The sequence below is a fragment of the Mycobacterium kyorinense genome, assembly GCF_001672775.1.
In the GTDB taxonomy this organism is placed as follows: Bacteria; Actinomycetota; Actinomycetes; order Mycobacteriales; family Mycobacteriaceae; genus Mycobacterium; species Mycobacterium kyorinense_A.
In genome coordinates, this window is the sequence record NZ_LZKJ01000193.1 from 45012 (window position 1) to 55917 (window position 10906).

Below are 10906 nucleotides of genomic sequence, written 5' to 3' on the forward strand. Positions count from 1 at the left end.
CGAGCGTGCGTGTCCCAGATTCAAATACGGAGTGTCGCCGGATCCGCGCACGCTCGCTATCCACAGGCGTGACTACCGTCGCCGCCGCGGCGGCGGAACAATCCGCCGATGGTCAACGATCTGGATACCCTCCTGGCCGAGCAAGGCGGCGTCGCGACCAGCGGTCAGCTCATCGAGCGGCTTGGCCGCGCCGGATTCGAAACCGGTGTTGCGCGCGGGGAACTGGTTTCGGTGTGGACGGGCGTCTACGCTCGCACAGAACCCGACATCCTGTTGCGACTGCGGGGCCTGGACTTGCGCGCCGGTGAGCCCGTTGCGATCTGTCTGGGAACCGCGGCCGCCGCTTATGGTTTCGACACAGAGAACGAAGACGACCTGCACGTGCTGAACCCGGCCGGGCATCAGTTGCGCAACTCCGACGGCCTGATCGTGCACCGCCGCGACGGCGCGCCACTAGGCATCGTCGATGGCAGGCCGGCCACCGAACCAGCTTGGACGGCAGTCGAAGTCGCGCGCGGCCTCCGTCGGCCCCGCGCATTGGCAACGCTGGACGCCGCGCTACGCAGCGAGACATGCAGTCGGCGTCAGCTTCGAGCGGCGGCTGCCCGTCAGGCCGGTCGGCGTGGAATTGTCCATGTTCGGGAGTTAATTCCTTTGGCCGCAGCGGAATCGGAATCGCCGATGGAGAGCGAGGCCCGACTGGCGATGCTCGACGGCGGACTGCCGGCGCCTGCGCTTCAGTATGAGATCGTCGACCGAAACTGGCAGACATGGCGCGTCGACTTCGCCTGGCCCGACCGCCTGGTTGCCGTCGAGTACGACGGGTACGACTGGCACAGCGGCCCCGACGACCTCCGCCGTGACCGGCAAAAGCGGGCCGCGCTGCGCGAGGTCGGTTGGACGGTGCTTTCGATTGTCGCCGACGACGTGCGGCGTCGCTCCTGGGACATGGTGCGTCGAATCGACATCGAGCTGGCCGCCTCGCGTGCTGCGTGAGCGTGCGCAAATCCGGAAATCACCTCGGCGTGTCGACCGGGGACACGCACGCTCGCGCCCCAAACGGGACCTAAAAGCGGCCGCCGCCGCCGAAGAAGCCGCCGTCGGAGCCGCCGAAGGACGTTGGGCCCCAGCCACCGCCGCCGCCCCAGCCCCCGCCGAAGCCGCCACGCATCCCACCGCCGAGCATGTCTCCGATGATGATCCCGCCGAGCATCGCGCCCATCTGATTGCCGCCGCCGTACCGCGCGGCGTAAGCACGCTGCGCGGACTCGAGATCTGCGTTGGCCAGCGCCTGCGCCTGCGCGGCCAGCGTCGCCGCGCCGTTGGCATACGAAATCGCCTCGCCGACGTTCGTCGCCCGCTGGTCGAGGGCGGCTTGCAGTTGCCGCCTCGCCTCCGCGAGCCTGGTGCGCGCCTCCGGGCCGATGCTGCCGCGACGGGTGTCGATGTAGTCGGACACCGCCCGCACCCGCGACTGCGCGGTGAACAACGCCTGCTCCAGCGTCCGGTTGAGCCGCTCGGCGGTGGCCTGCTCTTCGGCGAGGACGGCCAGCAGCCGGTCGAGATCCGCGTCGGCCTTGGTCAAGCGGGTGAACGCCCCGAGCGGATCGGCCGAGCCGCCGGCCCGCGCGGCGTCGACGGCCTTGGCAGCGGCATCACGCGCGGCGGCCAGTTCGCGGGTGTGCTCGCCCAGCCCCTTGCCCAGCAGCACGTTGGCCTGCTCGATACCCGCCCGAATGTCGGCGATCAGCTCCGGCAGCGTGGCGGCGGCGTGGCGGATGTCGCCGGCGGCACTGTCGACGGCGTCGAGCAGCGCACGGGCCTGGCCCAGGGCCGACTCGGCGGCGCGCACGGCGTCCACCAAACCACTGAGCTGCCCGCTGACCGGCCGGGCCGCCAGATCGCGGGCATGGCCGATGTTCTGTTCGGCGAAAGCCAGCCGCTCCTTGGCCGTTTCACAGTTGCCGGACACCGAAGTCAGCGCTGCGGCGTCGAATTCGTCGCGCAGCGCGGCCAGCCGCTGCTCGCACGGCTCAAGCCGCGCGGTGAGCTCGACGAACTGTTGGGTCAATCCGTCCACCCGAGATGGCGCATTGATGACCAGGTCCCGCAGCTGCTCGAAGGCCTCCCGCTGCGCTTCGAGCTCACGGTCGGCCCGTGCGGCCGACACGACCACACTGGTGAGCAGCTCGCGTCGCTGCGCCGGCGTCTCGGGGATGGCGTCGTCGAGCTGCTGACGCACGTTAAACGCTTGCGCCAGAGTATCTTTGGCGTTCTCGACCGCACGGCGGAACGGTTCCGTGCGCTGTTGACCGAACTCGTCGATCGCCAGTGCCAGCTCATTGGTGCTAGTGCGCAACGCGTTGTCGACGTCGACCACCTTCGACCGCGACAGGTCGTCGAGGGCGTGCAGTGGCACGGCGGCCAGCGCCTCCGAATCGGTGGGGTCGACCCGTCGCGCCGCGGCCACCTCGGCCGCCCGCCGGCGCCGCCGCCGGTAACCCATGATCAACCACAAGCCCAGCACCGCCGCCGCAATGACGCCCAGCGCGATCGCCAGCGGCGCCCAGTTTGTCGCACCTGGTCCCCGGTTGAGGCCGTTGGCGGCCGCGACTGCCGCACCGCCCCAGTCGCCGCGACGCAGCGCCGGTTCGATCTGGTTGTGCCGCAGGTCGTCGACCTGCTTCGAACCGATGCTCTTCACCGTCGACGGCACCAGAAACGCGTAGGAGCGGTCGACGGTGGCCACCGCGAGCAACGCGTCGCCGGAGCTCAAGTCGCTGGCTCGCCAGGTGCTCTGCGCCCAGCTCATGGCGCCCTGGCCGGAGAAGCTGTCGACGTAGACCACCCACAGCCGCATCTTGCGATCGGTGTAGAGCTTGTCGACCGCCGACTCGACCGCGCCGTGGCCCGACCCGCTCAACGCTCCGGCGTTGTCGACGACGTAGTCGGGCAGCCGGAACGGTGGTTGCGCGCCCGCGCCCGGCGCCAGCAGCAGTGCGGCACTCAAGGCCGCCAAAACCAGGCCGAGCAGACGAACGGTGCGCATGGTCGCCAATGTAATCCGCCGACGGAACGTACTGGCAGACTGAGCGGCGATGACCCAGCAGGATCCCTACGACGAGCACGATCGTGAGCGGTTGGTGCCCGAAGCGCCCAAGACGGCGGGCTTACCGGGCAGCGAGGGCCAGCACCGCACCGATTTCGCCCGCGACCGAGCCCGGGTGCTGCACAGCGCCGCGCTGCGCCGCCTGGCCGACAAGACCCAGGTCGTCGGGCCCCGGGAAAGCGACACTCCCCGCACCCGGCTGACTCACTCGCTGGAGGTCGCCCAGATCGGGCGGGGGATGGCGATCGGGTTGGGCTGTGATCCCGACCTGGTCGACATGGCCGGGTTGGCTCACGACATCGGGCACCCGCCGTATGGCCATAACGGGGAGCAGGCCCTCGACGAGGTCGCCGCAGACTACGGCGGCTTCGAGGGTAACGCGCAGAACTTCCGCATCCTCACCAGCCTGGAGCCCAAAGTCCTTGACCCACAGGGGCTGAGCTCCGGACTGAATTTGACCCGGGCGGCGCTGGACGCGGTCACCAAATATCCCTGGCCGCGTGCTGCCAACCGGCGCAAGTTCGGCTTTTATCACGCCGACGCCGACGCTGCCGCCTGGGTGCGTCAGGGCGCGCCGCCGGACCGGGCCTGTCTGGAAGCGCAGGTGATGGACTGGGCCGACGACGTCGCATATTCGGTGCATGACGTCGAGGACGGTGTCGTCTCCGGGCGCATCGACCTACGAGTGCTGGCCGACGACGACGAGGCCGCCGCGCTGGCCAAACTGGGGGAGACGGAGTTCACCCAGGTGCGCGCCGACGACCTGGTCGGCGCCGCCAAACGCCTCTCCGGGCTGCCGGTGGTCGCCGCGGTCGGCAAGTACGACGCCACGCTGGCGGCGTCGGTGGCGCTCAAGCGGCTGACCAGCGAGCTGGTGGGCCGGTTCGCCTCGGCAGCGATCGCGGCCACCCGCGCGGCTGCCGGGCCTGGGCCCTTGGTGCGATACGCGGTGAACCTGCAGGTGCCCGACTTGGTCCGCGGGGAGGTCGCGGTGCTGAAGATCCTGGCGCTGCAGTTCATCATGTCCGATCCGCGGCACCGGGAAGTCCAAGCCCGGCAGCGCGAACGCATTCACCGGGTGGCGCAGTGGCTGTTGGCCGGCGCCCCGCGGACCCTCGACCCGATCTTCGTCCCGGCGTTCAACACCGCCGCCGACGACGGCGCCCGGCTGCGCGTCATCGTCGACCAGATCGCCTCCTACACCGAGGGCCGATTGGAACGCATCGAGGCAAGTTAGTCGCCGGTGGGCTCTACACTGAGCCGATGGCCGGCCGTATCTCCGATCGCGATATCGCCGCCATCCGCGAACGAGTCCGCATCGACGAGGTCGTCGGCGACTACGTCCAACTCCGCCGCGCCGGCGCCGATTCGATGAAGGGCTTGTGCCCGTTCCACGACGAGAAGTCACCGTCGTTTCACGTGCGGCCCAACCACGGCCACTTCCACTGCTTCGGTTGCGGCGAAGGCGGCGACGTGTACGCGTTCGTCCAGAAGATCGAGCACGTCAACTTCGTCGAGGCCGTCGAAGTGCTCGCCGACCGGATCGGCTACACGATCACTTACAGCGGCGCAGCCACCAGTGTGCAACGCGACCGCGGCAGCCGCAGCAGGCTGGTGGCCGCCACTGCGGCCGCCCAGCAGTTCTATGCAGAAGCATTGGAATCCGCCGAGGCCGCGCCGGCTCGCCAATATCTGACCGAGCGCAGTTTCGACGCCGACACGGCCCGTCATTTCGGCTGCGGCTTCGCCCCGTCGGGATGGGATTCGCTGACAAAACACTTGCTGCGCAAGGGCTTCGAATTCAAGGAGCTGGAGGCCGCCGGTCTGTCCAGGGAGGGCAGGCGCGGTCCGATCGACCGGTTCCACCGTCGCCTGCTGTGGCCGATCCGCTCGTCGGCCGGTGAGGTGATCGGATTCGGCGCTCGGCGGCTGTTCGACGACGACCCGATGGAAGCCAAGTACGTCAACACTCCCGAGACGCTGCTGTACAAGAAGTCGTCGGTGTTGTTCGGTATCGACCTGGCCAAGCGGGACATCGCCAAAGGGCATCAAGCCGTCGTGGTCGAGGGCTACACCGATGTGATGGCGATGCACCAGGCCGGAGTGACCACGGCAGTCGCCTCCTGCGGCACCGCCTTCGGCGACGAGCACTTGGCGATGTTGCGGCGATTGATGATGGACGACAACTTCTTTCGCGGCGAACTGATCTACGTGTTCGACGGTGACGAAGCGGGCCGAAACGCTGCTCTCAAGGCGTTCGGCGGCGAACAGCATCTGGCCGGACAGTCGTTCGTCGCGGTGGCTGCTGACGGCATGGATCCCTGCGATCTGCGGCTGGCCTCCGGTGACGGCGCGCTGCGGGACCTGGTGGCGCGGCGAACCCCGTTGTTCGAGTTCGCGATTCGCAGCGCACTGGCTGAGACCGACCTGGACAGCGCCGAGGGCCGGGTGGCCGCGCTGCGTCGCTGCGTGCCGATGGTCGCCCAGATCAAGGACCCCACGCTGCGCGACGAGTATGCGCGCCAACTTGCCGGCTGGGTTGGTTGGTCAGACGTCGCCCAAGTCGTCGGCCGGGTGCGTGATCAAGCCAAAGGCCGGGGCCGGCCGCAGCGGAGCGCCGTGGCGCCGGCCGAGAAGACGTCCGGGGCCGCCGCGGTGCGTCCCGATCCGCGGGATCCGACGCTGTGGCCGCAACGCGAGGCGCTCAAGTCGGCGCTGCAATATCCGGCATTGTCGGGACCGGTGTTCGACGCGCTGACTGTGGACAGCTTCACCCATCCCGGTTATGCCGCTGTACGCGCCGCAATCGAGGCGGCTGGCGGCACCAACGCCGGCATCAGCGGAGGCCAGTGGCTCGACGCGGTGCGCCAACGGGCTCCGTCGCCGGCAGCGGCAGGACTGATCAGCGAACTGGGTGTCGAGGGCATCCGGGTCGACGACGACGAGAGGTTGCCGCGCTACATCGCCGGGGTGCTGGCCCGGCTGCAGGAAGTCTGGGTGGGCCGCCAAATTGCCGAGGTCAAGTCGAAGCTGCAGCGCATGTCACCGGTGGAGCAAGGCGACGAGTATCACGCGCTGTTCGGTGACCTCGTCGCGATGGAGGCCTATCGACGCAGCCTGCTGGAGCAGGCCAGCGGCGACGACCTGACAGCCTGACCCTGCTATCTGGCGGCGTTCCGCTTTTGCGGTTCGACGACGCTGGTTCCATCCTCGATCTCGGTCAACGTCACCATCCGCGCGTCGGGCGAGACTCGATTGGCGACCTTGCGTCGCCCCGCTTCGATCAGCGATTTGGCGGTAGGACTGCTGGTCATCGCGCGATAGGTGCCGACGATCTGTTCATAGCGGCGGCGGCCCGCCTTCGCGCCCAAGATGTAACCCAGTCCCAGCACGACGACATACCGGATCAATGCGGTCCCCTCCAAACAACGGTGCGTGGTTACATCCTGCCTCACATCGTCAGGCGGCGGCGGGCGGCGGCGGTGACTTGGCGCCGCCGTAGGCCCGTAGGCTAGAGTCATCCCTCGTCACGCGGTTGCATCCGCGTGGACCGGGCAGTCCCCTGTAGCTCAACTGGCAGAGCATTCGGCTGTTAACCGAACGGTTGAAGGTTCGAGTCCTTCCGGGGGAGCCACCTCGTCGGCAGACCCTGCCTGTTATTCCGGCAGGTTCTCCGGGTGCAGCATCTCGGCGTAGCGCAATTCCTCGGGAATCCCGAACCCGTCGACCAACGTTTCGGCGTGTGGCCGCAACTGCCGGCATCGCTCGTTGATCCCGGCAGTGACCGCTTTGGCCCGCTCGGTGGACAGATACCGGTGCTCGATGTACCAGGCCTTGTCATCCTCGATCACTGACAGCGCGTAGAGGTCGCACACCAACTCGAGGATCTCGCGAGCCTGCTCGTCCTCACACGAGTCGATCCCGGCGACGAATGCCTCCAGCACCACCCGGTCGATGTGCGCGGTCGCCGCGTGCAGCACGTGGTCCTGCACGGCGTTGAACGCGTCGAACTCCGACATCTCGTTGGACTTGGACTGCAGTCGGCGCGCCACCGAGGAGAGCAGGTACTCCTCGCGGTCTTCGAACATGGTGACCTGGGTGCCGCGGTTGAATAGGCTGCCCTCTTCTTCGTTGTCTTGGCGGGCGTCGACGATTCTTTGCATAATCGTCTCCGCCGCAGTCCGTTTCATCACCCGCTCGCCGACGGCATTCGCCGCGAAGCGGACCCATTCGACGGGGTTCATGCTGCGGATGTCGTCGGCGTAGGCGGTCAGCAGTTCCTTGGCCACCAACTGGGTCAACACATGGTTGTCACCCTCGAACGTGGTGAAGACGTCGGTGTCGGCGCGCAGCGCGATCAGCCGGTTCTCGGCCATGTAGCCCGCTCCGCCGCACGCTTCGCGGGCCTCCTGGATGGCGCGGCTGGCATGCCAGGTGTTGGCCGCCTTGAGTCCGGCCGCCCGCGATTCCAGCTCACGCTGCTCCTCGGCGTCCGGTTCGTCGGCGGTCTGCAGATCGTGGCACTTGGACACCAGTTCGTTCTGCGCGAACTGCAATGCGTAGGACTTGGCGATCAGCGGGAACAGCCGGCGCTGATGCACCAGATAGTCCATGATCACCACTTCGTTGTCTTCGTCGGGCGCACTGAATTGCCTGCGCTGCAACGCATACCGGGTGGCGATGTCCAACGCCAGCCGCGCTGCGTTGCCCGCGCTGCCGCCCACGCACACCCGGCCGCGGATCAGCGTCCCGATCATCGTGAAGAATCGGCGGCCGGGGTTGTCGATCGGCGAGGTGTAGGTGCCGTCAGCCGCCACGTCGCCGTATTTGTTCAACAGGTTGTTCCGTGGAACGCGAACCTGGTCGAACACGATGCGGCCGTTGTCGACGCCGGGCAGCCCGCCCTTGTAGTGGTTGTCCGACGTCGTCACGCCGGGCAGGTCGTTGCCGTCGGCGTCGCGGATCGGCACCAGAAAACAGTGCACGCCATGATTGACCGGCTTGCCGTCCTCGGTGGTGATCAACTGCGCGAATACTGCTGCGATAGTGGCGGTTTCGGCGGCACCACCGATGTAGTCCTTGCGGGCAGTCGGAGTGGCTGAGTCGATGACGAACTCTTCGGTGTCCGGGTCGTACGTCGCGGTCGTCTCCAGCGACTGCACGTCGCTGCCGTGCCCGGTCTCGGTCATCGCAAAGCAACCCCGCAGCTCGAGGTTGATGATCTTCTTGACGTAGGCCTCGTGGTGGCGTTCGGTGCCCAGGTTTTCCACGGCACCGCCGAACAGGCCCCACTGGACGCCGGCCTTGACCATCAGCGACAGGTCCGACATCGCGAGCATCTCGATCATCGTGATCGCCGCGCCGACGTTGCCGGTGCCGCCGTGCTCTTTGCGGAAACCGTCGTCTGCCGCGCCAGCCGCCGCCATGATCGTCATCTGTTCCACCACTTTGGTGCGGGCGATCACGGTGTTGGGGGTGTGGTGCGGGCGGAAGACCTCATCGGTCAGCCTGTCCCGCATCTGGTTCTTCACATCGCGCCACCGCCCGTCGAGGGCGTTGCGCAGGTGTTCGGCAGTCGTGGTCATACCTGACCGTAACGCGCCGCGCCCGCATCCGGCAGCCCAGTGTCAGCCGTTTCGCTCACCGCGGTGCCGGGTTCAGCGCGGCGCCGCAACCGCCAGTACAGAAACGCGGCGCACACCGCCCCGAGGGCGATCAGCATCGCCATGTCGAACAGCCACCAACCCGCCGAGTGTGTCCACGATTCGTCGCTGGTCGCCAGCAGATTGACGGCAGGCAGGTCGACGGTGGACGCCGATGCCGCATAACCCCACCTCGATGGCAGCAGCCAAGACACCTGTTCCAAACCGAAACGGCCCGCCAGCGGAAATGCCGCGCCGGAGAACAGAAATGAAAGCAGGATCACCAAGACGGCCATCAGCAGCAGTTGCTCGCGGTACTTCGCCAGCGACGACAGCGCCAGTGCGACGGTCGCGGAGACGACGGCAGTGACCGCCAGCGTGAGATACAGCTCCAACACCGGACTGCCCAGCAGAACCGCACCCTTGGTCGGTGCGCCTTTACCGGCGACGGCAACGGTGGTGATGATGCCGGTCTGAACCAGGGCGGCCAGGCTGTAGACCGTGAGTTTGGCCGTCAGATAAGCAGGCGTCGACAACCCGCCGGATTGCTCGCGCCGGAAGATGCGGCGCTCGCCGAACAGATCGCGGACCGCCAACGCGGTGCCCATGAAGACAGCGCCCAGATTCAGCACAATCAATATTTCGAGGGCTTCGTCGGGACCGTTTCCGTACGGGTCGGCTTGCCCCAGGCCGGCGTGGCCGGGCACGACCAGCGTCAGGGCGCCGAACAACACCGGCAGGATCGTCAAGAAGATGAAGTAGCGCTGATCGCCGATTAACAGCCAGGCCTGCCGACGGACCGCGACCGCGATTTGGCGCCACAGCCCGAGGTGTTCGGGCGGAGCCAGTGGTTCCACGGCGGTCTGCCGAGCTTGTGGGCTCGGCGGGGAAAGCCGGTGCTGGACTGCGCCAGCCCGCTCGAGAGTCTCCTCCCAGTTGGCGCTGCGCAACGCGTCGTCGATCTCGGCGGGCGGCCCGACGAACGCCGGGGTTCCTTGCGGCGCGAGCAGCAACACCTGGTCGCACACATCGACGTGGTCCGGCGAGGCTGTCGACACCACCACGACCCGCCCGGCATCGGCGAGTCGGCGCAGCAGCGCCATCGTCTGCGGGTCGGATCCCGCCACAGGTTCATCGACGACCAACAGCGACGGCGCGGTGATCAGCTCGGATGCCAGCGATGCGCGTTGACGCTGTTCGTCGGAAAGCTTGCCGATTTGGATGGTACGCAGCGAGTTCAACTGCAACTCGGCGATGACGTGGTTGACTGCCCGGCGGCGTTCGTCAGCGGAAGTGCTTGGCGGCAGCCGTAACTCAGCGATGTAACCCAACGCCTGTTCGATGGTTAGTTGCGGATGCACCACGTCATATGGACCTACCAGCCCGATACTGGTTCGCAGCGAAGCGAATTCGTCGTGCACGTCGTGACCGCCGATGGTGACTTCGCCCAGACTGGGCCGCATCTCACCGGCGAGTAGGTGAGATAGAGCCGAGCGGGCCGCCTTCGACGGTCCGATGACCGCAGTCAGCGTGCCCGGCTGGGCGGTGAAGGACACGTCGACAAGAACCGCGTGCCCGTCGATATTGAGGCCCAACTGTTCTGTCTCCAATGTGCCCAGGGCCGCAGGCTTCTCTGGCGGAGCCGCACTGTGGGTGACGTCGGCGTGCGGCAGCGGGCTGGTCGGCGTCATCTCGTGCGGGCGTGGTTCGGGCTGGTGGGGGATCAGCCGTTGCATCGCTCCAGTCATCCGCCCGATCAGATCGGACCCTCCGTGCTGGGATGTCGGGGCCGGTTCTTGTTGGGGCGGCGGCGGTGTCGGGGGCTGCGGTGGTTGGTCGGTCGGCGGTGGGGGCGGTGGTGGCGGCGGTTCCGGCGTCGGCTGAGGCGTCCGAAATCGTCGGGTCGGTGCCTCCGACGGCGGCGTTGGTCCGGCCGGTTGCCGGTCGGGTGGTGGCGTCGACTCAGCGGGCGGCGGCGCAGGCTCTGGCTCGGGCACGGGCGGCCGGAATCGCTGAGTGGGCAATTGAGAAGGCGGTGCGGGGCGATTCGGTCCCCGCGGCGGCGGCGGCGGCGACGGTGTCGGCGCGGCGATCACGATGATCGAGATGCTCGCGATGTCGGACCTGTCGCTGATGGTCAAGGCCGCCGAGCAGT

At 67.6% G+C, this 10906-nt stretch carries 8 protein-coding genes and 1 tRNA gene; 5 read left to right on the forward strand and 4 right to left on the reverse strand.

Translation table 11 applies throughout. The annotated features are described in order from the left end of the window. Nucleotides 1–108 precede the first annotated feature (108 nt). Nucleotides 109–996 carry a hypothetical protein gene (locus tag A5707_RS20270; protein ID WP_065016218.1) on the forward strand — a complete coding sequence of 296 codons (888 nt, stop codon included), beginning with the start codon at nt 109–111 and terminating at the stop codon, nt 994–996. 70 nt (nt 997–1066) lie between these two features. Here A5707_RS20270 and A5707_RS20275 read toward each other — a convergent pair whose 3' ends face one another. Then, nucleotides 1067–3049: a TPM domain-containing protein gene (locus tag A5707_RS20275; RefSeq protein WP_065016219.1), complete on the reverse strand. Its 1983-nt coding sequence runs from the start codon at nt 3047–3049 to the stop codon at nt 1067–1069. A 49-nt stretch (nt 3050–3098) separates the two neighbouring features. Here A5707_RS20275 and A5707_RS20280 point away from each other — a divergent pair, with 49 nt between their 5' ends. Together A5707_RS20280 and dnaG are read left to right on the forward strand one after the other, a co-directional pair. Continuing rightward, nucleotides 3099–4346, forward strand: a complete 1248-nt coding sequence (locus A5707_RS20280) for a deoxyguanosinetriphosphate triphosphohydrolase (RefSeq protein WP_065016220.1) — start codon at nt 3099–3101, stop codon at nt 4344–4346. A 26-nt stretch (nt 4347–4372) separates the two neighbouring features. Further along, nucleotides 4373–6265: a DNA primase gene (gene dnaG, locus A5707_RS20285; RefSeq protein ID WP_065016221.1), complete on the forward strand. Its 1893-nt coding sequence runs from the start codon at nt 4373–4375 to the stop codon at nt 6263–6265. A gap of 5 nt (nt 6266–6270) precedes the next feature. Here the strand turns inward: dnaG and A5707_RS20290 are convergent, their stop codons facing one another. Continuing rightward, nucleotides 6271–6519, reverse strand: a complete 249-nt coding sequence (locus tag A5707_RS20290) for a hypothetical protein (RefSeq protein WP_082969593.1) — start codon at nt 6517–6519, stop codon at nt 6271–6273. A gap of 148 nt (nt 6520–6667) precedes the next feature. Between A5707_RS20290 and A5707_RS20295 the strand changes: the two genes are divergently transcribed. Continuing rightward, nucleotides 6668–6743, forward strand: a tRNA-Asn gene (locus A5707_RS20295). A 22-nt stretch (nt 6744–6765) separates the two neighbouring features. Here A5707_RS20295 and A5707_RS20300 read toward each other — a convergent pair. Together A5707_RS20300 and A5707_RS20305 are read right to left on the reverse strand one after the other, a co-directional pair. After that, nucleotides 6766–8694, reverse strand: coding sequence for an acyl-CoA dehydrogenase (locus A5707_RS20300; RefSeq protein WP_065016223.1), 1929 nt, complete (start codon nt 8692–8694; stop codon nt 6766–6768). Further along, entirely contained in the window at nt 8691–10499 is a 1809-nt protein-coding gene (locus A5707_RS20305; protein WP_082969590.1) for an ATP-binding cassette domain-containing protein, read from the reverse strand. The genes A5707_RS20300 and A5707_RS20305 overlap by 4 nt, the downstream gene beginning before the upstream one ends. Before the next feature lie 32 nt (nt 10500–10531). On the opposite strand from A5707_RS20305, the gene A5707_RS20310 reads away from it, so the two are divergent. Then, entirely contained in the window at nt 10532–10852 is a 321-nt protein-coding gene (locus tag A5707_RS20310; protein WP_156658200.1) for a hypothetical protein, read from the forward strand. The last annotated feature ends 54 nt before the right edge of the window (nt 10853–10906 follow it).

Excerpts from the sequence above, each read along its gene's own strand:
- A5707_RS20270 (WP_065016218.1), top strand. The coding sequence starts at position 109 with ATGGTCAACGATCTGGATACCCTCCTGGCCGAGCAAGGCGGCGTCGCG.
- A5707_RS20275 (WP_065016219.1), bottom strand. The coding sequence starts at position 3,049 with ATGCGCACCGTTCGTCTGCTCGGCCTGGTTTTGGCGGCCTTGAGTGCC.
- A5707_RS20280 (WP_065016220.1), top strand. The coding sequence starts at position 3,099 with ATGACCCAGCAGGATCCCTACGACGAGCACGATCGTGAGCGGTTGGTG.
- dnaG (WP_065016221.1), top strand. The coding sequence starts at position 4,373 with ATGGCCGGCCGTATCTCCGATCGCGATATCGCCGCCATCCGCGAACGA.
- A5707_RS20300 (WP_065016223.1), bottom strand. The coding sequence starts at position 8,694 with ATGACCACGACTGCCGAACACCTGCGCAACGCCCTCGACGGGCGGTGG.
- A5707_RS20305 (WP_082969590.1), bottom strand. The coding sequence starts at position 10,499 with ATGACTGGAGCGATGCAACGGCTGATCCCCCACCAGCCCGAACCACGC.
- A5707_RS20310 (WP_156658200.1), top strand. The coding sequence starts at position 10,532 with ATGTCGGGGCCGGTTCTTGTTGGGGCGGCGGCGGTGTCGGGGGCTGCG.